General features: G+C 72.8%; 26 protein-coding genes. 18 read left to right on the top strand and 8 right to left on the bottom strand.

What is annotated here, in order from left to right:
* Positions 1-11 precede the first annotated feature (11 nt).
* Positions 12-1190, bottom strand: a complete 1179-nt coding sequence (locus N538_RS24695) for an MFS transporter (protein WP_036570004.1) — start codon at positions 1188-1190, stop codon at positions 12-14.
* Between the two features lie 94 nt (positions 1191-1284).
* On the opposite strand from N538_RS24695, the gene N538_RS0109755 reads away from it, so the two are divergent.
* From N538_RS0109755 to N538_RS0109735, 5 genes are all read left to right on the top strand, one after another.
* Positions 1285-3249 (top strand): CASTOR/POLLUX-related putative ion channel, encoded by a 1965-nt coding sequence (locus tag N538_RS0109755; protein WP_051549100.1) that lies wholly within the window; start codon positions 1285-1287, stop codon positions 3247-3249.
* A 7-nt stretch (positions 3250-3256) separates the two neighbouring features.
* Positions 3257-3823, top strand: coding sequence for a histidine phosphatase family protein (locus N538_RS0109750; protein ID WP_155992033.1), 567 nt, complete (start codon positions 3257-3259; stop codon positions 3821-3823).
* A 66-nt stretch (positions 3824-3889) separates the two neighbouring features.
* A complete protein-coding gene (locus tag N538_RS0109745; protein WP_028637154.1) occupies positions 3890-4351 on the top strand; it encodes an HIT family protein in 462 nt (153 codons plus the stop codon).
* 223 nt (positions 4352-4574) lie between these two features.
* Positions 4575-5189, top strand: a complete 615-nt coding sequence (locus N538_RS0109740) for a DUF6758 family protein (RefSeq protein ID WP_028637153.1) — start codon at positions 4575-4577, stop codon at positions 5187-5189.
* Positions 5190-5208: 19 nt separating this feature from the next.
* Complete coding sequence (locus N538_RS0109735; protein WP_028637152.1) at positions 5209-6036, top strand: PHP domain-containing protein; 828 nt, start codon at positions 5209-5211, stop codon at positions 6034-6036.
* Between the two features lie 3 nt (positions 6037-6039).
* On the opposite strand, the gene N538_RS0109730 is transcribed toward N538_RS0109735, so the two are convergent.
* Positions 6040-6798 (bottom strand): SDR family NAD(P)-dependent oxidoreductase, encoded by a 759-nt coding sequence (locus N538_RS0109730; RefSeq protein ID WP_028637151.1) that lies wholly within the window; start codon positions 6796-6798, stop codon positions 6040-6042.
* A gap of 60 nt (positions 6799-6858) precedes the next feature.
* Between N538_RS0109730 and N538_RS0109725 the strand changes: the two genes are divergently transcribed.
* Both N538_RS0109725 and N538_RS27350 read left to right on the top strand, forming a co-directional pair.
* Positions 6859-7632, top strand: a complete 774-nt coding sequence (locus N538_RS0109725; protein ID WP_081790392.1) for a ParA family protein — start codon at positions 6859-6861, stop codon at positions 7630-7632.
* Entirely contained in the window at positions 7629-8318 is a 690-nt protein-coding gene (locus tag N538_RS27350; RefSeq protein ID WP_051549099.1) for a L,D-transpeptidase, read from the top strand. The genes N538_RS0109725 and N538_RS27350 overlap by 4 nt, the downstream gene beginning before the upstream one ends.
* A gap of 16 nt (positions 8319-8334) precedes the next feature.
* Here the strand turns inward: N538_RS27350 and N538_RS0109715 are convergent, their stop codons facing one another.
* Positions 8335-9747 (bottom strand): DEAD/DEAH box helicase, encoded by a 1413-nt coding sequence (locus N538_RS0109715; protein ID WP_028637149.1) that lies wholly within the window; start codon positions 9745-9747, stop codon positions 8335-8337.
* Between the two features lie 169 nt (positions 9748-9916).
* On the opposite strand from N538_RS0109715, the gene N538_RS0109710 reads away from it, so the two are divergent.
* Complete coding sequence (locus N538_RS0109710) at positions 9917-10606, top strand: ferritin-like fold-containing protein (RefSeq protein ID WP_028637148.1); 690 nt, start codon at positions 9917-9919, stop codon at positions 10604-10606.
* Here N538_RS0109710 and N538_RS0109705 read toward each other — a convergent pair.
* Positions 10603-10824 (bottom strand): DUF3107 domain-containing protein, encoded by a 222-nt coding sequence (locus tag N538_RS0109705; RefSeq protein ID WP_028637147.1) that lies wholly within the window; start codon positions 10822-10824, stop codon positions 10603-10605. The two genes, N538_RS0109710 and N538_RS0109705, sit on opposite strands and share 4 nt — an antisense overlap.
* A gap of 69 nt (positions 10825-10893) precedes the next feature.
* Positions 10894-11475, bottom strand: coding sequence for a TetR/AcrR family transcriptional regulator (locus tag N538_RS0109700; protein WP_051549148.1), 582 nt, complete (start codon positions 11473-11475; stop codon positions 10894-10896).
* A gap of 185 nt (positions 11476-11660) precedes the next feature.
* Between N538_RS0109700 and moeZ the strand changes: the two genes are divergently transcribed.
* From moeZ to N538_RS24675, 8 genes are all read left to right on the top strand, one after another.
* Entirely contained in the window at positions 11661-12860 is a 1200-nt protein-coding gene (gene moeZ / locus N538_RS0109695; protein WP_028637145.1) for an adenylyltransferase/sulfurtransferase MoeZ, read from the top strand.
* A gap of 262 nt (positions 12861-13122) precedes the next feature.
* Positions 13123-13992, top strand: a complete 870-nt coding sequence (locus N538_RS24685) for a hypothetical protein (RefSeq protein ID WP_036569999.1) — start codon at positions 13123-13125, stop codon at positions 13990-13992.
* Positions 13993-14095: 103 nt separating this feature from the next.
* Positions 14096-14827, top strand: coding sequence for a DUF4129 domain-containing protein (locus N538_RS27345; RefSeq protein ID WP_081790391.1), 732 nt, complete (start codon positions 14096-14098; stop codon positions 14825-14827).
* The gene (locus N538_RS0109680; RefSeq protein ID WP_155992032.1) at positions 14824-15297 is read left to right on the top strand and encodes a hypothetical protein; all 474 of its coding nucleotides are present in this window, start codon (positions 14824-14826) and stop codon (positions 15295-15297) included. The genes N538_RS27345 and N538_RS0109680 overlap by 4 nt, the downstream gene beginning before the upstream one ends.
* Positions 15294-16280 carry an AAA family ATPase gene (locus N538_RS0109675; protein ID WP_051549098.1) on the top strand — a complete coding sequence of 329 codons (987 nt, stop codon included), beginning with the start codon at positions 15294-15296 and terminating at the stop codon, positions 16278-16280. The genes N538_RS0109680 and N538_RS0109675 overlap by 4 nt, the downstream gene beginning before the upstream one ends.
* A complete protein-coding gene (locus N538_RS0109670; RefSeq protein WP_028637141.1) occupies positions 16277-17557 on the top strand; it encodes a DUF58 domain-containing protein in 1281 nt (426 codons plus the stop codon). Before N538_RS0109675 ends, N538_RS0109670 begins: the two co-directional genes overlap by 4 nt.
* Positions 17554-18060: a hypothetical protein gene (locus N538_RS0109665; protein ID WP_028637140.1), complete on the top strand. Its 507-nt coding sequence runs from the start codon at positions 17554-17556 to the stop codon at positions 18058-18060. The genes N538_RS0109670 and N538_RS0109665 overlap by 4 nt, the downstream gene beginning before the upstream one ends.
* Complete coding sequence (locus tag N538_RS24675; RefSeq protein WP_197025295.1) at positions 18057-18419, top strand: MGMT family protein; 363 nt, start codon at positions 18057-18059, stop codon at positions 18417-18419. The genes N538_RS0109665 and N538_RS24675 overlap by 4 nt, the downstream gene beginning before the upstream one ends.
* On the opposite strand, the gene N538_RS0109655 is transcribed toward N538_RS24675, so the two are convergent.
* The 3 genes from N538_RS0109655 to N538_RS24670 all read right to left on the bottom strand — a co-directional run bounded on the left by N538_RS0109655 (position 18343) and on the right by N538_RS24670 (position 21912).
* Positions 18343-19767 (bottom strand): DUF1116 domain-containing protein, encoded by a 1425-nt coding sequence (locus N538_RS0109655; protein WP_028637139.1) that lies wholly within the window; start codon positions 19765-19767, stop codon positions 18343-18345. The genes N538_RS24675 and N538_RS0109655 overlap by 77 nt on opposite strands.
* A 76-nt stretch (positions 19768-19843) precedes the next feature.
* Complete coding sequence (locus N538_RS0109650; protein ID WP_028637138.1) at positions 19844-21265, bottom strand: FdrA family protein; 1422 nt, start codon at positions 21263-21265, stop codon at positions 19844-19846.
* The gene (locus N538_RS24670) at positions 21262-21912 is read right to left on the bottom strand and encodes an oxamate carbamoyltransferase subunit AllH family protein (RefSeq protein ID WP_155992030.1); all 651 of its coding nucleotides are present in this window, start codon (positions 21910-21912) and stop codon (positions 21262-21264) included. Before N538_RS24670 ends, N538_RS0109650 begins: the two co-directional genes overlap by 4 nt.
* Before the next feature lie 69 nt (positions 21913-21981).
* Here N538_RS24670 and N538_RS24665 point away from each other — a divergent pair, with 69 nt between their 5' ends.
* Together N538_RS24665 and N538_RS0109635 are read left to right on the top strand one after the other, a co-directional pair.
* Positions 21982-23238, top strand: coding sequence for a PucR family transcriptional regulator (locus N538_RS24665; RefSeq protein WP_155992029.1), 1257 nt, complete (start codon positions 21982-21984; stop codon positions 23236-23238).
* A 155-nt stretch (positions 23239-23393) separates the two neighbouring features.
* Positions 23394-24854 (top strand): uracil-xanthine permease family protein, encoded by a 1461-nt coding sequence (locus tag N538_RS0109635; protein ID WP_028637137.1) that lies wholly within the window; start codon positions 23394-23396, stop codon positions 24852-24854.
* Positions 24855-24870 lie beyond the last annotated feature (16 nt).

Genomic DNA, 24870 nt, shown 5'->3' with positions numbered 1-24870 from the left:
GCTGCTCGCGCTCAGGAAGCCGATGGCCGGGGTGCACCGACCGCGGCGACGATGCGCGGCACGAAGGCAGGCGCCAGCGGGACGATGCCGAGCACGAGCACCATCGGCACCGCGAAGCCGATCCGCAGCGAGTCCTTGCCGACCAGGCCGGTCATCACCGACCCGAGGATGGCGCCGAGGTAGTTGAACTGGTTGAAGCGTGCGATCACGGCGTCCACGCGGGCCTGCCGGACCGCCGGCTCGAAGCCCTCGCCGCCGGCGATCTTCGCCGCGGCCGAGAAGCTGAGCGGCGCGACGACCGCGACGCCGGCGCCGAGGATCGCGAAGCCGAGGACCGCGACCTGCCAGGTGGGGGAGAACACCACGACCGCCAGCGCGGCCGCACCGATGACCGCCCCGACCCGCAGCACCGGCACCGGACCGAACCGGGCCACCAGCCGGTCGCCTGCCAGTCGCACCGCGCCGCTGGCCAGCAGGTAGCAGAGCGCCGGAAGGGCGACGTACCGCTCAGGGGTCGTGAAGGTGTGGTCCACGAACAGCGGTCCCCACGTCTGCACGGCCGTGTCGACCATGTAGAAGAGCACCATCGCCGTGCCCACCAGCAGGATCGGGCGCCACGGCACGGCGACCCGGGTGGCGAGCTCGGTGGGGCCGTGGTCCCGGGGGAGGAACCGGCCGAACGCGACGACCAGCGGCATGACCGCGAGCGCGGCGCTCGCCTCGAGCGGCAGGTCGGCGGTGGCGAGGGTGACGGCGGCGCCGATCACGCCGCCGAGCGTCCACGCACCGTGGAAGGACGGCAGGATCGGCCGGTTGTAGCGGTGCTCGAGCGCGACCGCCTGCATGTTGGTGCAGGCGTCGACCATGCCCAGGCCGAAGCCGTAGACCGCGAGGCCGGCCACGAAGAACGCCGAAGCCTGGGCGGTGCAGAGGACGGGGACGCCGATCGCGACCGTCACCAGGCCGACCCGCAGCAGCAGCGCGCTGTCCTTGCGCTTCGCGAGCGCCTCCGCGGTCACCGAGCCGCCGCCGGCCAGCAGGATCATCATCAGCAGCAGCACCGACAGCGTGACGTCGGAGAGCCCCCACTTGTCCTGGAAGTCCGGTAGCCGCGTGGTCAGGCTCAGCAGGATCAGGCCCTGCGAGAGGAAGCCGGCGGCCACGGCCACGCGGGCCCGGGTGATGTCCATGGGCGGCATCGTGGCACGGGTTGCCGCAAAAGCGGTGTCAGCCCCGCGCCGGTGCGCGACGATCTCCCGAGCACTCAGCCGATGGGGAGACGAGATGGCACGGACCGGCCAGCAGCTGCGGCAGCGGACGGCGAAGGCGATGGCCCAGCCGAAGGGCGCCGCGGCCCCGGCCGGCGCGCGTCCGGTGAGGGAGCCGAGGTCCAGCCTCGGCGACCGGATGCGCTACCGCTTCGACAACAGCATGTCGCGAGGCACGCCGGCGCTGATCGCGTGGCTCTCGGTGGCCACTCTCGTGCTGATCCTGCTGTTCACCGTTGTCGTCACCGCCCTGCGGCTGCGCCGGGGCGGCAGCGACGGCTTCTTCCGCGAGATGGTGCAGACCCTCTTCCACGCTCTCGACCCGGGCACGGTGGCGGGCGACGCGGACAGCCCGTGGCGGTTCCTGCTCACGATGCTGCTGCTCACCATCGCCGGGCTGTTCATCGTGAGCGCCCTGATCGGCGTGATCGCCGCCGGCATCGACACCAAGCTCGCCGACCTGCGCCGCGGCCGCTCGATCGTGCTCGAGAAGGACCACACGGTGATCCTGGGCTGGTCGGACTCGATCTTCACGATCGTCCGCGAGCTCACCATCGCCAACGAGAGCCGCCGGAAGCCGGTGATCGTGATCCTCGCCGACCGGGACAAGGTCGAGATGGAGGACGAGCTCCGGGCGAAGGTCGCCGACCTCCGTGGCACGCGGGTCGTCTGCCGCAACGGCTCGCCGATGGACATCGACGACCTGCGGCTCAGCAGCCACGTCACCGCGCGGTCCGTGATCCTGCTCGCGCCGGAGGACTCCGAGGACCCGGACAGCGAGGTCATCAAGACCCTGCTGGCGCTCACCCACGCGGGACCGGACGGGCCACGGATCGTCGCCGAGATCCGCAACCCCTCGAACCTCGAGGCCGCCCGGCTGGTCGGCGCCGAGCGTACGGTGCTGGTCGACATCCGGGAGACCGTGGCGAAGCTGGTCGTGCAGACCTCGCGCCAGTCCGGAGCCGCGGCCGTCTACACCGAGCTGTTCGACTACGGCGGAGACGAGATCTACTTCCTGGACGAGCACAGCCTCGACGGCTCGACGTACGCCGAGGTCCAGCTCGCCTTCGAGGAGGCGACGGTGATCGGCGTCATCGCGGACGGCGTACCGAAGCTGAACCCGCCACCGGAGACCGTGATCGCCGGACACACGCTCATCGTGGTCGCCGAGGACGACTCCGTGCTCAGGGGCGACCCGGACTCGACGTCGCGGCCCGACCTCGGTCGGCTGGGCACCGGCAGCGGCCAGGACGACCACCCGACGCAGGCGCTGCTGATCGGCTGGAACGAGCGCGCCCCGATCGTGCTGCGCGAGCTCGACCACTACGCGCCGGTGGGATCGACGCTGACCGTGCTCACGTCGTTCGACGTGCGCGACGTCCCGCGCCTGAAGAACCTCCTGGTGACGGTCGTGCCCGGCCCCACGACGGACCGGGGCACCCTCGAGCAGTACGTCCGGCCGGACCTCGACCAGGTGCTGGTGCTCTGCTACTCCGACCACCTCGAGCCGCAGGCGGCCGACGCGCGCACGCTGGTCACGCTCCTGCACGTCCGCGACATCCTGGGACGGTACGACGACGCCGCGACCCCGGTGGTCAGCGAGATGCTCGACGACCGGAACCGGGTGCTCGCCCAGGTCGCGCACGTCGACGACGTCGTCGTCAGCGGCGAGATCGTCAGCCTGCTGGTCACCCAGCTGTCCGAGGACCACCGACTGGAGGCGGTGTTCGACCAGCTGCTCGGTGACGAGGGCAGCGAGATCTACCTGCGCCCGGCCGAGTGGTACGTCGCGCCGGGCGCCGAGGTCTCCTACGCGACGATCATCGCCGGCGCCGCCCGGCGCAACGAGACGGCGATCGGCTACAAGTCGGAGGCCCTCGCCGACGGCGACGCGTCGTTCGGGGTCCGGGTGAACCCGGCGAAGTCGGAGACCTTCCGTGTCCTCGCCGGCGACCGGGTGGTCGTGCTCGCCGACGACTGACTGTTCAATGGGGCTCGTGAACGAGCTCTGGCTGGTGCGGCACGGACAGACCGAGTGGAGCGCGCAGGGTCGGCACACGTCGACGACCGACCTGCCGCTCCTGCCCGAGGGCGAGGAGGTCGCGCGGTCCCTGGTGCCCCGCCTGGCGTCGGTCTCGTTCGAACAGGTGCTGACGAGCCCGCGCGAGCGTGCCCGGCGTACCGCCGCGCTGGCCGGGTTCCCGTCCGCCGAGATCGACGACGACCTGGTCGAGTGGGACTACGGCGACTACGAGGGCGTGACCACCGCCGACATCCGCTCGCAGGCCCCCGGCTGGACGGTCTGGACCGACCCGGTCCCCGGCGGCGAGACCGCCGCCGACGTCTCGACCCGACTCGACCGGGTCGTGTCCCGCGCCCTGGCGGCCGACGGCCCCACCCTGGTCTTCGGCCACGGCCATGCGTTGCGCGCGCTCGCCGCCCGCTGGCTGCGCCAGCCCGTCGCCTTCGGACAGCACCTCCGCCTCGACACCGCCACCGTCTCGGTCCTCGGCTGGGAGCACGAGGCGCCGGTGGTGCTGTGCTGGAACAGCTGAGGTCCGGCGCCCCGGAGTGCCTGCCCGTCGCCGCGGAGGGAGGAGCGCACGGCTAGGGTCCCGCGGGTGACCGACCAGGACCTCGTCCCCGGCTGCTTCCCGTGCGACCAGCAGGCACAGCTGCCCGGCCTGCCGCCGCGCGAGGACGTGCTGCACACCGCGCACTGGCGCGTGGCGCACGCGTTCGACAGCAGCCTCGCGGGATGGCTGGTGGTGCTGCCGACCCGGCACGTCGCGTCGTTCGCCGACCTGACCGCCGAGGAGGCGGACGAGCTCGGTGGGCTGGTACGGCGCCTGAGCGTCGCGCTCGAGAGCGTGACGGGCTGCGTGAAGACGTACCTCATGCAGTTCTCGGAGGCGGAAGGGTTCTCGCACCTGCACCTGCACCTGGTGCCACGGATGCCGGACCAGCCGGAGAGCGCGCGCGGGCCGCGGGTGTTCACCTACCTGGGGGCGGGTGCCTCGGAGCGGATCAGCGAGGGCGCGCGCGACGAGATCGCCGTGGCCGTGCGGGCCGCGCTGCCGTAGGACTCAGGTCCCGGCGACGTGCCACGGGTGGGTGCAGCCGCAGTTCCTCGCCAGCGAGCCGGTGCCCGTCCGCGGCTCCGGGCACTGGGTGCGCAGGCCCCACAGCCGGTCGAGCCAGGACCGCCCGGCGACCTTGGCCGAGTGCCCGCAGCGAGGACATCGATCAACGCCACCACGGTAGTCGCCCCTTGACTGGGGGGCCGTCGTTCCGCACCGTAAGCCCATGTCGCTGGCGGCGAGCTGCGTGCGGTGCCCGGCACCGGTGCCGTGCCCCAACCACGGGGGGCTGGCGCCGCTGTGGCGCCCGGAGGAGCCGTCGTACGACGCGTTCGCGGAGCACCTCGCGGCGACCCCGCAGTTCCCGACGTACCTGCCCTGGCCGATGGGCCCGGGGTGGAGCGTCACGGACTTCGCGTCGGTCGGCGACGGCGTCGAGCGGGCACGGGCGACGCTGACGTGCGCGTCCGGGACGAGCGAGCTGGACGGTCCCGTCGACGTGATGGTGATCGCCGAGGAGCCCGGGACGGGCCTGGGCGGCCGCTGCGCCGGCACCCGGTACGACGACCCCGGCGCCGAGATCAGCTACCGGACGCCGACCGCGCGGGTGCGGATCGGGAGCCAGCCGGTCAGCCTCTGGGACATCTCGACGAGCACCGCGGACGGCGAGTTCGACCGCTCCGTGCTGGCCGGTGAGGCCGGCGGCCGCTGGCTGTGGCTGGTGCTGCGGCCGGCGTCCGCGCTGCTGCTGCTCCGCGACGAGTGGATCCTGCGCGACGTCTCCCGTCTCGGCCCGCAGCTGCTGGAGATCCCCTTCGGGGGCCCGCGGCCGGTCTGGTGACGGTCACTAGGCTGCACCGGTGCGCATCGACCTCCACACGCACTCCCGCGCCAGCGACGGGACGGACACGCCTGCCGGCCTCGTCCGGGCGGCCGTCGACGCCGGGCTCGACGTCATCGCCCTCACCGACCACGACACGTCGGACGGCTGGGACGAGGCGACCAAGGCGGCCGAGGAGACCGGCCTGACGGTGGTCCCGGGGATGGAGATCAGCACCCGCCACCACGGGCGCGGCGTGCACCTCCTGGCCTACTGGCCCGACCCCGGCTACGCACCGCTCGACGCCGAGCTGGCCAAGGTGCTGCGCGGCCGAGCCTCGCGGGTGCCGGTCATGATCGAGCGGCTCAACGCCCTCGGCATCGCGATCACCGAGGACGACGTACGCCACGCCTCGCACGGCGCCGTCGCGTCCGGCCGCCCGCACGTGGCGGATGCGCTGGTCACGTTGGGCGTCGTGCCCGACCGGACCGCCGCCTTCGACCGCTACCTGGGCTGGGGGAGGCCGGCGCACGTGGACCGCTACGCCGTCCCGCTCGAGACCGCGCTCGCCCTGGTGCGGCAGTCCGGTGGCGTCACCGTGGTCGCGCACCCGTGGGGCCGCGGCGGCCTGGGGCGTCCGGACGAGGCGACGTTCGCCGAGCTCCGGGGCCTCGGCCTGGCCGGCATCGAGGTCGACCACCAGGACCATGACGAGAGGGCCCGCGGCCGGCTGCGGTCGATCGCCCGCAACCTCGACCTGGTCGCCACGGGCTCGAGCGACTACCACGGCGCCGGCAAGGCCGACCACGACCTCGGCTGCAACACCACCGATCCGGAGGAGTACGCGCGGTTGCTCGACCTCAGGTGAGCATCACTTCCGCCCGAGGCCCTGGAACCTCTGAAGCACGCCGCCGGCGATGAGCCGGGCGGCGGTCGAGATCACCTTGTACTGGGGGCTCGGGATCGAGAACACCTTGCCCCTGGCATGGTCCTTGAGCGCGGTGCGGACGAGCTCGTCGGCGTCCAGCCACATGAAGTCGGGCGCCGAGCCGCGTCCGACCTGCATGCGCTCGTGGAACTCGGTCTTCGTGAAGCCCGGGCACAGACAGGTGACGGTCACGCCACGTGGGGCGTACTCGCGCGACGCCCACTCCGAGAAGCTGTTCACGTAGGCCTTGGCCGCCGAGTAGGAGCCGCGCGGCAGGAACGCCGCCACGCTCGAGACGTTGATGATGCCGCCGCTGCCGCGCTCGGACATCGCGCCCAGGGCGGCGTGGCTGAGCCGCATCACCGCGGTCACCAGCACGTCGAGCATCGCCTGCTCCTCGTCGACGGTGTTGTCGAGGAAGCGCTTCTTCAACCCGAACCCGGCGTTGTTGACCAGCAGGTCGACCGGCCGGGCCGGGTCGGACAGCCGCGCCGCGACGGTGGCGAGCTCGGCGCGGTCGACCAGGTCGGCGGGGAGCACCTCCACCGCGACGCCGTACGCCGTCCGCAGCTCGGCCGCCTCGGCCTCGAGGCGCTCCTTGTCGCGGGCGACGAGGACCAGGTCGTAACCCTGCTCGGCGAGCTGGTGGGCGAAGGAACGGCCGATGCCCGCGGTGGGGCCGGTGACGAGCGCGACAGACATGAGCGAAGTCAAACAGGTCGCTGCGCGATCCGGGCAGGGTGGTCGGGCATGATGGGCCGCGTGACCACGACGCTCGCGATCGCGAACCAGAAGGGCGGGGTCGCCAAGACGACGACCGTCGCCTCCCTGGGTGCCGCGCTCGCCGAGCTCGGCCAGTCGGTGCTGCTGGTCGACCTCGACCCGCAGGCGTGCCTCACCTTCTCCCTCGGCATCGACCCCGAGGACCTCGAGCTCTCGGTCCACCACGTGCTCACCAAGGGGCTGGACCCGACCGAGGTCCTGATCGAGACCGAGGACGGCGTCGACCTGGTGCCGGCGACGATCGAGCTGGCCCGCGCCGAGGCGGAGCTGTTGACCCGCACCGGCCGCGAGCACGTGCTGAAGTCGATGATCGAGGCGCTCGAGGAGGCCGACGTCGAGTACGACTGGGTGCTGCTCGACTGCCCGCCGTCGCTCGGCGTCCTCACCGTCGCCGCGCTCACGGCGGCCGACGGGGTGCTGATCCCGCTCCAGTGCGAGACGCTCTCGCACCGGGGCGTCGGCCAGCTGCTCGACACCGTCCACGACGTACGCCGGTTCACCAACCGCGGCCTGGAGGTGTGGGGCGTGCTGCCCACGCTGTACGACGGGCGGACCAACCACGCGCGCACCGTGCTCGAGACGATCTCGGAGACCTACGACCTCGAGGTGATCGAGCCGCCGATCCCGAAGACCATCAAGTTCGCCGAGGCGCCGGCAGCCGGCCGCTCGATCCTCTCGACCAGCCGCAGCAGCAAGGGAGCCAAGGCCTACCGCGAGGTGGCCGAGAACCTCGTCGCGAGGTCGAAGCGGTGAGCCGGCACCGCGGCGCACCGGTGCGGCCCCGCTACGGCCGGATGGCGGCCCTCGGGTCGTCGCTGGCGGTCACCCTGGTCGCGGTGCTCGGCGGCACCGGGGTGCTCCCCGCTCCCACGGGCGGCAACGGCGGCCAGCCGGCCGTGGCGGCCTCGGTCGCCGACACAACGGGCGCGCCCGAGCCCGGCGTCGACCCCACCCCGTCCAGCAGTGCCCGGACCAGCGTGGACAGCAGCATCGACAGCCCCACCGACAGCTCCACGGACCCGACCCTGGACGTTGCGCTGCCGGCCGGGACCGGCACCGCGAAGCGGGTCGTGTTCAGCCAGAGCCGGCAGCGCGTATGGCTGGTCAGCAGGGCGAAGCACGTCGAGCGCACCTACCTGGTGTCCGGCAGCCTGACCGACAACCTCGACCCCGGCACCTACTCGGTGTACTCGAGGTCCGAGCAGGCGTGGGGGATCGACGACTCCGGCACGATGCGCTGGTTCGTGCGGTTCACCCAGGGCGACACCGGTGCCGCGATCGGCTTCCACGACATCCCGATCGACGACGGGAAGCCGGTGCAGACGCGGGCCCAGCTCGGCACGCCGCAGTCTCACGGGTGCATCCGTCAGCAGGAGTCCGACGCGAAGGCCCTGTGGGCCTTCGCGCCGATCGGCACGACCGTCGTCGTCGTCGCCTGAGCGACGGCCGACTCGGCTACTCGGCGGCCGCGGGCTTGCTGCCGCTGGAGCGGCGGCGCCGCCGGTTGCGGTTCCGGTTGCTGCTCGGGCTCGCGCCCTCCCCGGACGGGGCCTGCTGCTCGCCGCCCTCGTCCGCCGTGACCGTCTCGCCACTACGGGTGCGGGTGCGGCTCCGGTTGCGGTTCGCGTTCCGCTCGCGGGGGGCGCGGTCCTCGCGGGGCTCGCGCTTCTCCGCCGGCTTCGCGTCGACGATCCGGCCACGGGTGCCCGGGGCGATGCCCTGGTCGTGGAACAGGTGCTCGGAGGTCGAGTACGTCTCGAGCGGCTCGTCGAACGGCAGGTCCAGCGTCTTGTTGATCATCTTCCAGCGGTGCAGGTCCGCCCAGTCGACGAAGGTGATCGCGGTGCCCGTCGCGCCGGCGCGGCCGGTGCGTCCGATCCGGTGGACGTAGGTCTTGTCGTCCTCGGGGCAGCTGTAGTTGATGACGTGCGAGACGCCGGCGACGTCGATGCCGCGGGCGGCGACGTCGGTGGCGACCAGGACGCGGAGCTTGTCCTCGCGGAACCGGGTCAGCGCCTTCTCGCGCGCGACCTGCGCCATGTCGCCGTGCAGCGGGCTCGTGCTGAAGCCGCGCTCGGCGAGGTCGTCGGCCACCCGCTGCGCCTGGCGCTTGGTGCGGGTGAACACGATGAACTTGTCGGCGTCCTCGGCCTGGAGCAGCCGGCCGATGATCTCCGGCTTGTCGAGGTCGTGGACCTGGTAGATGAACTGCGCGGTCGCGGGCACGGTGGCGTTCTCGTACGACGACTCCGCCCGGATGTTCATCGGGTGGCGCATGTGGATGCGGGCCAGCGAGACGATCGCGGACGGCATCGTGGCCGAGAACAGCATCGTCTGGCGGGTCTCCGGCGTCATCCGCAGGATCCGCTCGACGTCCGGCAGGAAGCCGAGGTCCAGCATCTCGTCGGCCTCGTCGAGCACGAGCGCGTGCACGTGGGAGAGGTCGAGAGCACGGCGGTTGGCCAGGTCGATCAGGCGGCCGGGAGTGCCCACGACGATGTCGACGCCGCTCTTCAGCGCGTCGAGCTGGGTGTCGTAGCCGACCCCGCCGTACACGGTGAGGACCCGGAGGCCGAGGTCCTTGCTGGCGAGGTGGAGGTCGTTGGAGACCTGGAGCGCGAGCTCACGGGTCGGGGCCACGATCAGCGCCTGCGGCTTGCCCTGCGGCATGTCGGCGTAGGCCGGGTCCTTGGGGGCGACGCTGCGCTGCATGACGGGGATGCCGAACGCCAGCGTCTTGCCGGTGCCGGTGCGGGCCTGGCCGATCAGGTCGGTGCCCAGCAGCGCGACGGAGAGGGTCATCTCCTGGATGGCGAACGGGGTGGTGATGCCGGCGCGCTCGAGCGCGTCACAAATCTCGGGGAGCACCCCGAGCTCTCGGAACGTGGTCAGGGTTCTATCGCTTTCTTGAGTCACTGCCGTCGGATTGCGGCTGACTCGTCCACGAATCTTCGGAACCGTCTGCCGCGCACATACGCGGGTCTGCCCGGGTTGGGCGGGACCTCGAACGCAGGCAGTCTATCGGTAGGGTGCGCACGTGACCGCATCCACGCCCGTCGCGTTCGAGGACCCGCAGTACCGAGAGGCGATCGTGGACCTGCTGGGCGCGATCGCGTACGGCGAGATCTCCGCGTTCGAGCGGCTGGCCGAGGACGCCAAGCTGGCGCCGACCCTGCAGGACAAGGTCGCGATCGCGTCGATGGCGACCGCGGAGTTCGGGCACGTGGCGCGGCTCAACGAGCGGCTCACCGAGCTCGGCGCGGACCCGTTCGCGGCGATGGCGCCGTTCCAGGGGCCGATCGACCGCTTCCACGAGTACACCGCGCCGGACGACTGGTACGAGGGGCTGGTCAAGGCGTACGTCGGGGACGGGCTCGCGAACGACTTCTACCGCGAGATCGCGGCGTACCTCGACACGGACACCCGCGACCTGGTCCTCGCCTCGCTGGAGGACTCCGGGCACGCGGCGTTCGCGGTCGACCGGGTGCGCTCGGCGATCGCCGCCGACCCGCGGCTCGGTGGCCGGCTCGCGCTGTGGGGCCGGCGGCTGATGGGGGAGGCGCTCACCCAGGCCCAGCGAGTGATCGTGGACCGCGAGCCGCTCTCCGCGCTGCTCGCGGGCGGCGTCGACCGGCCCGGCATCGACCTCGCCGCGATCGGCCGGATGTTCACCCGGATCACCGAGCGGCACACCGAGCGGATGAGCGAGCTCGGGCTGGCCAGCTAGCTCCGGAAGCCGACCTGGCCCAGCGTGCCGTGCCCGATCTCCACGTAGGCGAGCTTCTCGACCGGCACGACCACCTTGCGGCCCTTGTTGTCGGTGAGCGTCAGCACGCCGCCGGACGCCAGGGCGTCGGCGATCTGCTTCTCGACGGCCTCCCCGGACTCGTCGGTGTCGATGTGCAGCTCGCGGGCGGCGTTCTGGACGCCGATCTTGACCTCCACGAGGTCCTCCTTCAGTACATCTGTCAGTGGGTCGAGCGGTGGTGGATCCGGTGGACGGTCGGCGACCTGTCAGTCGGCCCGGGGGTAGCCCCGGATGCCGCGCCAGGCGAGACCGGCCACGAGGGCGCCGGCGTCGGACTTGCTGATCGCACCGGGGTCCGACAGCCAGAACCGGGCGCTGACCTGCGCCATTCCCACGAGCGACACCGCGAGCAGGCGGGAGGCGTCGTCGGGCAGGCCGGTGTCGTCGTGGATCACGTGCGCGATCGTCGCCGCGCACTCGGTCGTCACCCGGTCGACCTGCTCGCGCACGGCGGGCTCGTTGGTGAGGTCGGACTCGAAGACCAGCCGGAACGCGCCGCTGTCGCTGGCGACGTACTCGTAGAAGACCTCCATGGTCGCCGCGACGCGCTGCTTGTTGTCGTCGGTGGAGTCCAGGGCCCGGCGGGTGTTCTCGATGATCGTGTCGCAGGACTGCTCGAGCAGCGCGAGGTAGAGATCGAGCTTGCCGGGGAAGTGCTGGTAGAGCACCGGCTTGGACACACCGGCGCGCTCGGCGATGTCGTCCATCGCCGCCGCGTGGTAGCCCTGCGCCACGAAGACCTCGAGCGCGGAGTCCATCAGCTGCGCCCGGCGCTCGCGCCGCGGCATGCGGGCGCCGCGCGGGCGGGCCGCGGGTGCGTCGTACTGCTCTGCCGTCACTCCGCGAACCCTACCGGGAACACGGAGCCGTCCGGATGACGGGACGCGGCGATCCGCCCCGGGGTCCGGCGGGGAACATGGCGGGAACGCAGCTTGTTGGGGGAAGCGAACCCAACGTGATCGAGGAGTACGCCGTGTCCTTTCCCGCGCTCGTGGAGCCCGCGGACGAGCTGACCATCGACGAGGTGCGCCGCTACAGCCGGCACCTGATCATCCCCGACGTCGGGATGAGCGGGCAGAAGCGCCTCAAGAACGCCAAGGTCCTCGTGATCGGCGCTGGCGGCCTCGGCAGCCCGGCGCTGCTCTACCTGGCCGCGGCCGGCGTGCACACGCTGGGCATCGCGGAGTTCGACGAGGTCGACGAGTCCAACCTGCAGCGCCAGATCATCCACGGGCAGTCCGACATCGGGAAGTCGAAGGCGCAGTCGGCGAAGGAGTCGATCGCCGAGACGAACCCGTACGTCGAGGTGATCCTGCACGAGCAGCGCCTCGACAACGACAACGTCATGGACGTGTTCCGGGGCTACGACCTGATCGTCGACGGCACCGACAACTTCGCGACCCGCTACATGGTCAACGACGCGGCGTACTTCCTGGGCATCCCGTACGTCTGGGGCTCGATCTACCGCTTCGACGGCCAGGCCTCGGTCTTCGCGCCGACGCTCGCCGACGACGCGCCGTGCTACCGCTGCCTGTACCCCGAGCCGCCGCCGCCGGGCATGGTCCCGAGCTGCGCCGAGGGCGGCGTGCTGGGCGTGCTGTGCGCCTCGATCGGCTCGATCCAGGTCAACGAGGCGATCAAGCTGCTGACCGGCATCGGCGAGCCGCTGGTCGGCAAGCTGATGATCTACGACGCCCTGGAGATGGAGTACCGCAAGCTGCGCGTCCGCAAGGACCCGAACTGCGCGCTCTGCGGCGACAACCCGACCGTCACCGGCCTCATCGACTACGACGCCTTCTGCGGCGCCATCTCCGACGAGGCCGCCGACGCCGCCGCCGGCTCGACGATCTCGGTCACCCAGCTCGAGCACATGCTCAAGGAGCGCAGCGAGGGCACCCGCGACTTCGTGCTCGTCGACGTCCGCGAGCCGAACGAGTACGAGATCAACCGGATCCCCGGCTCGGTGCTCATCCCCAAGGGCGACTTCCTGAACGGCTCGGCCCTCGAGCAGCTGCCCGCGGACAAGCAGATCGTCATGCACTGCAAGTCCGGGGTCCGCTCCGCCGAGACGCTGGCCATCGTGAAGGGCGCCGGCTACGCCGACGCCGTGCACGTCGGTGGTGGCGTGGTCGCCTGGGTCAACCAGATCGATCCGTCGCAGCCGTCGTACTAGACCATTCTCCTCGAGGCCGAGCCGGCGCAGACTCAGCTGAGTCTGCGCCGGCTCGGCGTTCCTGGGCCGGTGCCGCGACCCCCCCGCACCCGCCGACGACGGCGTCCCACACCCGGCCTGGCCGGTCCAGACCACCCTTCCGGGCGTAGTCACGAATGACTACCCGGGCGTAACCCATCTGGACCAGTGCTCGTTGGGCCCTCCGTCAGACTCCGGCTGCCGGGCCAGCCCGGCGCCCCGATCGGGAGGGTCAATCACCCCCATGCGCTTCTCCGCCAAGCACGCCGTGGCCTCGGCAGCCCTGCTCAGCAGCGGTGTCCTCGCCGCCGCCCTGTCCGCCGCCGCACCGGCGTCCGCCGCCCCGACCTGGGCACCGGCTGACACCGCCCAGATCCACCCCGGCACGATGATGTACACCGAGGGTGCCCAGTGCACCGCGAACTTCGTCTACACCGATGGCGCAGGCACGGTCTACGTCGGGTACGCCGCGCACTGTGCCGGCACCGGATCCTCGACCGACACGAACGGCTGCACGACCCAGTCGCTGCCGCTCGGCACCAAGGTCACCTTCAACGAGGGCGGCAGCCTGATCGACGAGGGCACCCAGGTCGGGACCGGCACCTTGGCGTACTCCTCCTGGGACGCGATGAAGAAGGCCGGTGAGACCGACCCGAACACCTGCGCCTACAACGACCTGGCCCTGGTCAAGGTCGACGCCGCGGACGTCTCGAAGGTCAACCCGTCCATCCCGTTCTGGGGCGGACCGACCGGCATCGACACCAACGGCACGGCCGCCGGTGACCGCGTCTACACCTACGGCAACTCCAGCCTCCGTGCCGGCGTCGCCGCCCTGTCGCCGCACACCGGCATCAGCCTCGGCGACCAGGCCGCCGACGGCGGCTGGTCGCACCCGCTGTACACCGTCACCCCGGGCATCCCCGGTGACTCCGGCTCCGGCTTCGTGAGCGCGGACGGCAAGGCGATCGGCGTGCTGTCGACCCTGGGCCTCGCCCCGCTCCCGGCGTCGAACAACATCGGCGACATCGCCAAGGAGATCGCGTACGCCAGCTCGCACGGCGTGTCCGGCCTGCAGCTGGTCAACGGCACGGAGCCGTTCTCGCCGATCCTCTGAGCAAGCCGCTGAGCCCCAACCCCTGAGCGATCCTGCGAGGGAGCTCCCGACGGCCCCGTCCCACGTGGACGGGGCCGTCGGCCACGTCGGCTAGTTTGCCGTCATGACAGCTCGGCGCGCAGGGACGACCGCGGTCGCGGCCGTCGTGGCGACCGCGCTGCTCGTCATCGTGCTCGGCGCGTGGGCCGCCTCGATCGGCCCGAGCGAGGTGCTCACCGGCCCGGGCCCGTCCAGGGCCGGGACGCCGACCTTCGACGACGCGCCGAGCCGCGACGCCGGCGCGCTGCGGACCGGCGAGAAGGAGGACAGCCAGGGAACACCCGGCTGGGTGCGCACCGTGGCGTTCCTCGTCGACGTCGCCGCCGCCCTACTCGTCGGCTACCTGCTGCTCCGGTACGTCGGGAAGCCGCTGCTGTCCTGGAGCAGGACCCGTCGGCGGCGGCTGCGCTCGGGGCGGCGCGGTAACGGGGACGAGGCCGACTTCGCGGTGCTCGAACCGCCCGCGGCGATCGCCCGGGCGATGCTCGAGGACGCCGAGCAGCAGCGGCGTGCGCTCATCGAGGCGGACACCCCCCGCAACGCGGTGGTCGCCTGCTGGCACCGGTTCGAGGCCCAGGCCGCGGCAGCCGGGGTCGAGCGCCATCCGTGGGAGACCTCCTCGGAGTACACGATGCGCGTGCTCGACCTCGTTGACGCCCACCAGCCCGCGGTGTCCCGGCTCGGGTCGCTCTACCGCGAGGCGCGGTTCTCCGAGCACGAGGTCACCGAGGCCCACCGCCAGGAGGCGCTCGCGGCCCTCGACACGATCCACCGGACCGTCGGGCTCCCGGCATGAACCGTCGTCGATGGTGGCGCCGCGCGGCCGCGGGCGTGGTCGTGTTCGCGGTCCTGGAGGTCGTCCTGGAGCTCGCCCACGCCGGCCCCGACGCCGTACGCCTCGCCCTGCTGGTGGCGACCTGCGTCGGCGTGCTCGGCCTCGTGCTCGACACCCTCTCGGACGCGAGCCCGACCTGGACCGTCGAGGTCGAGCGCCCGTCCGTGCGGGAGGGCGGCGACCCGCGGCTCTCCCGCTACGTCAACCTGATCGAGGCCCACCTCACGGCCCGCAGCGACGACGCCGCGCTCCGCGACCGGCTCGCGACGCTCACCGACCAGGTGCTGCGCCAGCGGTACGCCGTGGGCCGCGGCGACCCGCGCGCGGAGGCGCTGATCGGGCCCGAGCTGGCCGCCGTGATCTCCGGACCCGTCCGCCGGCTCTCGCCGGCCGACATCGACCGCTGCCTGACCAGGATCGAGGAGCTGTGACCACCTCAGGAGACACCAGGGACCTGTCCGTGCAGGACGCCGCCGCGCTCGCCGCCCGCGTCGTCGACGAGGTCGAGAAGGCGGTCGTCGGGAAGCGTGACGCCCTGATGCAGGTGCTCGCCGCCGTGCTCGCGAAGGGGCACGTGCTGCTCGAGGACTTCCCGGGCCTCGGCAAGACCCTCGCGGCGCGGTCCTTCGCCCGGGCCCTCGGCATCGACTTCACCCGCGCGCAGTTCACTCCCGACCTGCTGCCGGCCGACCTCACGGGGTCCTTCGTCTACGACCAACGGCGCGGCGAGTTCGACTTCCGCCGCGGCCCGCTGTTCACGAACCTGCTGCTCGCGGACGAGATCAACCGCACGCCGCCGAAGACCCAGGCGGCGCTGCTCGAGGCGATGCAGGAGCGCCAGGTGACCGTCGAGGGCGAGACGTTCCTCCTGCCCGCGCCGTTCCACGTGCTCGCGACCGCGAACCCGATCGAGTACGAAGGCACCTTCCCGCTGCCCGAGGCGCAGCTGGACCGGTTCCTGCTCCGGGTCAGCTTCGGCTACCCGGCGCGCAACGAGGAGTACGTCGTGCTCGCCCGCCGGATGCAGCGCCGCCAGGAGGAGGTCGACCTCGACGCGGTCACCGACGGCGCCGGCCTGCTCGCGATGCAGGGGGCCGTCGAGACCGTGACCGTCGACGAGAGCGTCGGCAGGTACTGCGTCGACCTCGCGGTCGCCACCCGCACCCACCCCGACGTCCTCACCGGGGCCTCGCCCCGTGGCTCCCTCGGCCTGGTGCTCGCCGCCCGGTCGTTCGCCCTGCTGCGCGGCCGCGACTACGTGGTGCCCGAGGACGTGAAGGCGATCGCGCGGTCCGTCCTCGCACACCGGATCACGGTCAAGCCCGAGCTCTGGATGACCGACGCGAGCGGCCGGTCGGTCGTCGACGCGGTGCTCCAGCAGGTCCCCACCCCGTCCACGATCGGTCATCCGTGAGCGGGTGGCGCGCGACCGCGTCCCTCGGCCGGGCCCTGGTGCTCGCCGGGGTCGGACTCGCGCTGGCGCTGGTCGCGGGCAAGCCCGCGGTGCTCGTGCTGGCGGCGCCGTTCGTCGTGCTCGCGGCGGTCACCCTGGTGCACCGGCCCACCCGCGAGCCGCGGATCGACTCGCGCCTCGACCACGCGGTGCTCCAGGAGGGGCTGGGGACCACGTCGCGGCTCACGCTGACGGGCGCCGACGACGTCGAGTACGTCACCCGCGCGGCCGGCCGGCCGCCGTACGTCGTCCAGCGACCGCACGGCGGCCGGGTCGGTGGCCTGCTCGGGCACGGCACGCCCGTCCTCGAGCTGAGCCCGCGGCGCTGGGGCCGCCGGCTGCTGGGGGAGGAGAACGTCGCCCTCTACACCCCGTGGGCCGGCTTCCGGTTCGGACCGGTCGCGCGCGGCGGCCAGCCGGTGCGGGTGCTGCCCACCACCGCGCCGTACGACTCCCGTGCGGAGGCCCCGCAGCCGCTGGGCCTGGTGGGCTCGAACCGCTCGCGCCGCGCCGGCAGCGGGTCCGAGCTGTTGGGCATCCGTCCGTTCCTCGCGGGCGACCGGCTGCGCCGGGTCAACTGGCGGGTCTCGCTGCGCACCGGAGCGCTGCACGTCGTCACGAGCCGCGCCGAGGAGGACACCGGCGTGCTCCTCGTCGTCGACGCGCTCGCCGACCACGGTGTCTCGGAGGGCGTCGACGGCGCCGCCAGCAGCATGGACCTCACCGTCCGTGCCGCCGCGGCGATCGCCGAGCACCACGTCCGCGCCGGCGACCGGGTCGCGCTGCGCGTGGTGGGCCGCGGTCGGGAGCAGGTCGGGTACGGCGCCGGCGCCCGGCACCTGCGCCGGATCCAGGACCAGCTCGCGACCGTGCGGGTCGGCGAGGCCGGCGAAGGGTCACTGCAGCTCGGCGTGACCGGCGGCGCCGTGGTCATCGTCCTGTCGCCGATGCTCGCGGAGTCGATCGGGACGGTCGCCGCCACCCTGACCCGGCGCGGCGTCGCGGTGCTGGTGGTCGACACGCTGCCACCCGACGCCGAGCCCGCGGTCGCCGAAGGTGTCGACCCCGCCCTGGCCTCGCTGGCGTGGCGGATGCGCCGGGTGGAGCGGACCGTCGTGCTCGACCGGCTGACCGCGCTCGGCTGCCCGGTCGTCGCGTGGCGTGGCCCGGGCACCCTCGACGACGTGATGCGCCGGCTGGCCCGGCGGGCGCAGCTGCCGCGGGTGGTGAGCCGGTGACCCCGCGCTCGCAGCTCGTGCTCCGGGCGATCGTGCTGCTCGGCCCGGTGGTCGCGCTGCTGATGACCGGGCCCGCCGGGCACTGGCCCCCGTTGTGGATCGTGCTGCCCGTGGCCGGCCTGGGCGCCACCGCGGCCGCTGCCCCGGACTCCCCGGTGGCCGCGGGCGCCGGGCTGGTCGTGCTGGCCTGGTGGACGATCTCCCTCGGCGACGGGGTGCCGGCCTGGGTCCTGGTCGCGGCCGTCGCACTGCTGGCCGGGCACCTGGCGGGGCTCCTGGCGGCGTACGGACCGCGGCAGCAGCCGCTCGACCGCGCCACGGTGTTGCTCTGGGTGCGGCGCGGTGCCCTCGTGGCGTTGACCGTGCCCGCTGCCTGGGCGGCGGTCCGGGCGCTGCACGGCGAGCCGGAGCAGCCGGGCATCTGGGTGCTCGGCGTCGCCGCCGCCTGCGTCGCCACCGTCGCGGCCACCGCGGCGGTCGAGGTGCGGAGGACCGACTCGTGAGCCTGGACCACGAGGAGTACGTCGAGCGGGTGCTGCAGTGCGTGGAGGCGATCCCGCGCGGCCGGGTGTCGACGTACGGCGCCATCGCCGAGGTCGTCGGCGCGCTGCTCGGCGGTGGTGGCCCGCGGCTGGTCGGCTCGACGATGGCGAGGCACGGCGGTGCGGTGACCTGGTGGCGGGTGGTGCGGTCGGACGGGTCGCTGCCGCAGTGCCACGAGGGCGAGGCGCGACAGCACTACCTCGAGGAGGGGACCCCGTTGCGGCCAACCGGCAACGTCGACATCAAGAAGGCGTTCTGGCGACCGCCCGCGCTGCGAGCCGCGCCAGCGCCTTCGGGAAGATCTCCGCGGGAGGAGTGACGAGCCCGGCGCCGACCTGGCCGACGCCCGCGACCTTGCCGGCCATGCCGGTGTTGATCTGCGGCAGGATCCCGGTCCGGCACACCTTGGTCACGTCGATGCCGGTGGGCGTGCCCTGGAACTCCAGGACCGGCACCGACCAGCGCGGGTTCTCGCCCAGCGTGATCTCGTGCATCCGGCGGGTCGTCGCGAGCGCGTCGGGCACCGAGCCGCCGACGAACCGCACGATCGCGGGAGCGGTCGCCATCGCGAAGCCGCCGATGCCGGCGGTCTCGGTGATCGCGCTGTCGCCGATGTCCGGGTTCGCGTCGTCGGGGCCGTAGTCACCGAGGAACAGTCCGTCCGCGAGCTGCGCCGGTCCGGTGAACCACTCGTCGCCGGTGCCGGCGACCTGGATGCCGAAGTCGGTGCCGTTGCGGGCCATCGCGACGACCATCGTCGAGCCCTCGATGCCGCGGGCGGCGTCCAGCGCCAGCTTGCACGCGGGCATCGCGAGGTTGAGGAAGAAGTGGTCGTTGCCGCCGATGAACCTCAGGGACCCGGCGACGTCCGCGCTGTCGAAGCCGGCCCCCTCACTGCAGAGCACCATCGCGGGGGAGAGGTCGCGCAGCAGCATCAGCGTGCCGGCCCGGTTCCGGTTGTGGGCCTCGTCGCCCATCTGGAGCATCTGGGTGAGGATGCCGGTCACGTCGACCGGGCCTGCTCCGGAGTCCACCTGGGCGCGCACGGCGGCCTGCAGCAGCGGGCCGAGCACGTCCCCCATCCAGCGCAGCCGGATCAGCACGTCGGGGGAGTAGGCGCCGTACCGGAGCACCTTGCCGAGGCCCTCGTTCAGCGAGCAGTAGGTGCGCCGGCCCGTCGCGGCGTCCTCGAGCACGAACATCCACATGCTCGGGGTGACGACGCCGGCCATCGGGCCGACCGCGGAGCGGTGGTGGCAGGGCTCCAGCGATACCGAGGAGCCGGACTCGAACAGCGGGACGGCGGCCTCGGGGTCCTCGACGAGTCCCTCGAGCGCGGCACCGCCCATCAGCGCGCCGCGCAGCGGGCCGGACGCCCGGTCCCAGGTCATCGGCGGGCCGGCGTGCAGGAACTCGCCGCGCTCCAGGCCGAGCAGCTCCGCCGCGGGGGCGACGTCGACCAGGGTCGCGGTGACGTCGAGCATCGCGGCGAGGGCGCGCTCGTTCGCCGTACGCCGCAGCGGGTCGGCCGCGACCGCGGCGAGGTCGGCCTCGGTGCCCTCCATCGGCGGGCGCCAGTCGACCCGGGTCACCGGGACGGCCTGGTCCTCGACGGCGTCGGCGAACAGGTCGGCGCCGACGTTGACGACGGCGGTGGGCGTGCTCATGCACGTACTCGCTTCGCTCCGTGCGCGCATGAGGCACATGGCGCGCAGCTTCGAATGGTGAGCTCGCTCCGCTTGTTCACTGGTGACCTCCGGCCAGCTCGATCGCGCGGCGGGTGGCGCCGGCGTTGGACAGGTGCACCTCGGCCCCGGCATCCGCGAGCGCACGGACCTGGCCGGCGAGGCCCTGCGGGTCGGCGTCGGTGCCGACGACCGCGACCACGACCGGCTTGCCGATCCCGGCGAGCGCGGGCGCGAGGGACGCGGCCGGGTCGGGCTCGGCGCCGTGGCCGAGCACCACGTCCAGCAGCAGTACGCCGGTGGCCGGGTCGGCCGCGGCGCGGGCGAGGTGCTCGAGGCGGATCGAGGGGTCGATCATCGGGTGCGCGCGACCGGCGGTGTACTCGTCGTCGCCGAAGTCCACGAACGTGTGGCCGCCCTGCGTCCCCGCGACCAGCTCCGTGATCAGCCGGGCCTCGCTGGCCAGGGTGCCGCCGACGAACAGCCCGCGGACGGCACCGGCGCCGGCCGGGGCCGAGCCCGAGACCGGCCAGGCGGGAACCTCCCGGCCCAGGCGGCGCAGCACCGACTCGGTCGCGGCGGTCAGGTCGGGACGCCCGGGACCGAGCAGCGCGTACTCGACGGGCGTCGCGAGCGTGCCGGCGTACTCCTCGACCTCCGCGGCGACGTCCTCGGCCGGCGGCTTGGAGACCAGCACGATCAGCTCGACCGAGGGATCCTCGTCCAGCCGGCGCATGGCCTCGCGGGTGGCGAGGCCACGGACCTCGGCGGACAGGTCGCGGCCGCCCACGCCCAGCGCCGACGAGACACCGACGCCGGCGTGGTCGAGGAGCGCGAGGACCTGCTGGCAGCCGGTCCCGGACGCCGCGACGATGCCGACCGGCCCGGGGGAGACGGTGTTCGCGAAGCCGAGCCCGAGCCCACCGACCACGGCGGTGCCGCAGTCCGGGCCCATCACGAGCAGGCCGTGCTCGGCGGCGACCCGCTTCAGCGCGACCTCCTGCTCCAGCGGCACGTTGTCGCTGAACACCATCACGTCCTGGCCCGCCTCGAGCGCGTCCATCGCCTCGACGAACGCGCTCGCGCCCGGCACCGACACCAGCGCGATCGCCTCGTGGCCCGAGGTCCCGGCAGTGCGCCGGAAGGCGCTGCCGGTGGTGCGCGGCGGCGCCTCCTGGGCGGGTCCGCTCTCGCGGCGGTTCGCGTCCCGCAGCGCCTGGTCGACCCCGGCCAGAGCCGTGGCCAGCCGGTCGGCGTCATCGAGGCGGAGCGCCACGACGAGGTCGTTGGGCGTGGCCGCGGCGGGGACGTCGAAGCCCATGCCGGTCAGCACCTCGATGTTGAGCGTGGTGGCCATCGCGACCTGCGCAGCGACCACGCCGTCCAGGCCCTGCACGGTCCGGGAGACCTGCAGCAGGGTGACGGAGTCGGCGTACGCGCCGGGCCGGAGCTCGACGTGGGTCGGTCCGGGGCTGGTCATGCGGCACCTCTCAGCTGGTCGAGTACGGCGCGGCCGCCTTGCAGCAGGCCGCGCCCGGAGGAGTGGCCGACGGCCGCCAGGGCCGCGGCGCGGGCCGGGTCGTCCGGTGCGGCCAGCCAGGCGGCGAACTCGGGGATCACCTCGCCGTGCATGGCGCAGTCCAGGAGCGTCGCGGACAGCAGCGTGGTGCTCCCGAGCCGGGCCCGCACCGCGGCGTCCACCTCGGGCGTGGCGACGCCGGCCGCCCGGTGCACGGCGAACCAGCCGCAGAGCACGTCGTCGTCGTACGGCGTCAACCCGTCGCCGCGGCCGACCATCCGGCCGATGTCGCCGGGTGGTGACGCGGGGTGCGTCCATCGGACCGCCAGCCGGGGCACGGTCACGTCGACCAGCCGGCCCACCCGGAGGGGTTCGCCGTCGAGGCGGAGCTCGCCGCCGAGGAGCGCCGCCTCGGTCACGTCGAACCGGTCGACCGCCGAGCGCAACGCACAGGGCACGGCGACCGCACGGCGGCCGACGACGCCGACGATCCGGCCGCCGACGTCGACGTACACGGCGTCCGCGCCGCGGTGCACGATCGGGACCGGGCCGTCGGGGGCCTCCCGCAGTTGCGACCGCACTCGCGGCGGCGCACTCACGGGGATCACCTCGCCGACGCTATCGGGGCGGGTTACCGTTTGCCGATGTGAGGTTGTGCCAACGGAACGGTCAGGGGAGTGCAAGAGTTGATAACCGGTGACCCGGAAGAGCGCGCGAGCGCGGCCCTCGCCCGGGTCGACGCGCTGCACACCGCGCTGACCCGGATCGTCCTCGAGGGCGGCAATCTGGACGGCATCGCAGCCGAGGTCGCCAGCGTGCTCGACGCCGGCGTCGCGTTCACCTCGACCGACGGTCGCGAGCGCGCGGGATCGATGTCCGCCGACGTGCGCGCCGCGCTCGTGGACGCGGGCCTCGTCGACCCCACCGGGCGGCTGCGCGTCGAGCGGATGGACGTGGACGGCACCGTGCGCGCGCTCCGGGTGGCCGCCGGGGGAACGGACCTGGCCCGGCTTGTGTGCGTCCGGCTCGGCCGCCCGCTGGCCGACGACGACGTGCACGCGCTCGAGCGGGCCGCGGCGGTCGCGGCGCTGCTGATCACCCGCGAGGAGGCGGTCAACGCCGTCGAGAACAAGTACCAGGGCGACTTCCTGCGCGACCTGCTGCTGCGGCGGGCGGCCGATCCGGCGTACGTCGCCGAGCACGCCGCGACCTTCGGCTGGGAGCTGGACCGGCCCGTGGTCGTGGTCGCCGCGGAGATCGACCCGGCCGACGAGCCGGCCTCCAGCGCCCAGCGCCGGCAGTGGCAGGAGCGGTTCTCGGCCGCCTGGCGGCAGGTGACCGACACGGTGGGGCGCGGGATCCCCGCGGTCGACTTCTCCTCCGAGGTGGTGGCGCTGCTGCCGGTCGGCGAGTCCGACGAGGTCGGCCACGACGTCGTACGCCGGGCGGTGCTGGCCGTCGCCGGCGACAAGGGCGGGGGTCGCCGGCCGTTCTCCGTCGGCGTCAGCCGGGTCGCGCCCAGCCTGGACCGGTTGCCGGAGGCGTACGCGCAGGCGCGGCGCGCGGTCGAGGTCGGCCGCCGGGTCCGCGGCGGCGGGTCGACGACGTTCTTCGACCAGCTGGGGCTGCACCGGCTGATCGCGCTGATCCCGGACGGGCCGGAGGGGAACGGGGAGCTGCGGTCGTTCGTCCGCGACGTCCTCGGCCCGCTCGCCGCGGACACCACGGAGGCCGCGGACCTGCGCGAGACGCTGCAGGTGCTGCTGGACACGAACTTCAACGTCGCCGAGGCGGCCCGCGTGCAGTTCTTCCACTACAACACGATGCGCTACCGGGTCTCCAAGCTGGAGCGGCTGCTCGGCCCGCTGTCCACCGACCCGCACCTGCGGCTCGACGTGGCCGTGGCGCTGCGGGTGCACGAGATCACCGGCTGACCTGCCGTCCGGCCGGTCCGTACCACCCCGCCGCGCCCACAACAGGTGCCAGCGGCTACGGCGTTCCTTCGGCATTTCTCGCCGTCGTGGGTGTGTCATGAACATCACTAGTTTGTGCGGGAACTCGGGCCCCCACACAGCGAAAGGGTGCTGTCATGTCGATGTTCAAGTGGCAAGTCGTCGATCCCAAACCCGGTGAGGCGGTAGCCCCCGACCAGCGTCTGGCCTGGGGCAAGACGGTGGGCCTGGGCGCCCAGCACGTGATCGCGATGTTCGGTGCGACCTTCGTGTTCCCGCTCGTCATGGGTCTCAACCCGAACCTCGCGATCCTGATGAGCGGTATCGCCACGATCTGCTTCCTGCTGATCGTCAAGGGCGTCGTCCCGAGCTACCTCGGTACCTCGGCGTCGTTCGTCGGTGGCGCCGCCGCCATCTATGCCCAGGACGGTGGGCCCGCGGACGTCACGGGCGCGATCCTGGTCTCGGGCGTCGTGCTCGCGATCGTCGGCGTCATCGTCCACTACCTGGGTGCGGACGTCGTCAACGCCGTGCTGCCGCCGGTCGTCACCGGCGCGGTCGTGATGATCATCGGCTTCAACCTGGCCACGGTCGCGACCAAGGTCTACATGCCGGCCGACCGCTGGATGGCGATCATCACCATGACCGCGGTGATCCTGATGGCGGTGGGCCTGCGCGGTTTCTTCGGCCGGATCGCGATCTTCCTCGGCCTGGTGTTCGGCTACCTGCTCTCCTGGCTCTTCGACGTGCTCGGCGTCGGCGGGGTCACGGGCGACCGCGTGAGCTGGGACAACGTCAAGGCCGCGGACTGGTTCGGCTTCCCGCCGCACACCGCCGACGGCCTGGTCGGCAACCAGTCGCCTTTCGGCGGCGCCAACAACATGGCGGAGGTCGGCTGGCACCTGCCGAGCTTCTCGCTGACCTTCACGCTGCTGGCGCTCCCCGCCGTGATCGCACTGATCGCGGAGAACATGGGCCACGTCAAGGCCGTCGCCGGCATGACCGGTCGCGACCTCGACCCGGTCATGGGGCGGGCCATCGCCGCGGACGGTGTCGGCACCGTGATCGCCTCGGCCGTCGGCGGCTCTCCGACCACGACGTACGCCGAGAACATCGGCGTCATGGCGGCGACCCGGGTCTACTCGACGGCGGCGTACTTCGTCGCGGCCATCGTCGCGATCCTGTTGGGCTTCATCCCGAAGTTCGGCCAGGTCGTCGCGGCGACCCCGGGCGGCGTCCTCGCCGGCATCACGATCGTGCTCTACGGCATGATCGGCCTGCTCGGCGCGAAGATCTGGGTCGAGAACCGGGTGAACTTCGCGAACCCGGTCAACCTGGTCCCAGTGGCCGCCGGCCTGATCCTGGGCATCGGCCTCGACGCCGGTGACTCGAGCGCGTTCTTCAAGATCACCGACGACTTCGTGCTCGGCGGCATCGCGCTCGGCACGATCGTCGTCATCGCCGGCTACCACCTGGCCCGCTGGGTGGCGCCGAAGGGCGACGACGACGGGGCGGTGATCGCGGTCGGCCAGACTGGTGCGCACGTGGAGGACCACGCGGCTCCGCACCACCACGACCACGGCGACCACAAGCACTGAGGACCGACCCGAGGAA

It is taken from the genome of Nocardioides sp. URHA0032, from assembly GCF_000620645.1.
Lineage (GTDB): Bacteria > Actinomycetota > Actinomycetes > Propionibacteriales > Nocardioidaceae > Nocardioides.
The sequence above is the reverse complement of the archived record's forward strand: the minus strand, read 5'-3'. Positions and strand labels throughout refer to the sequence as shown.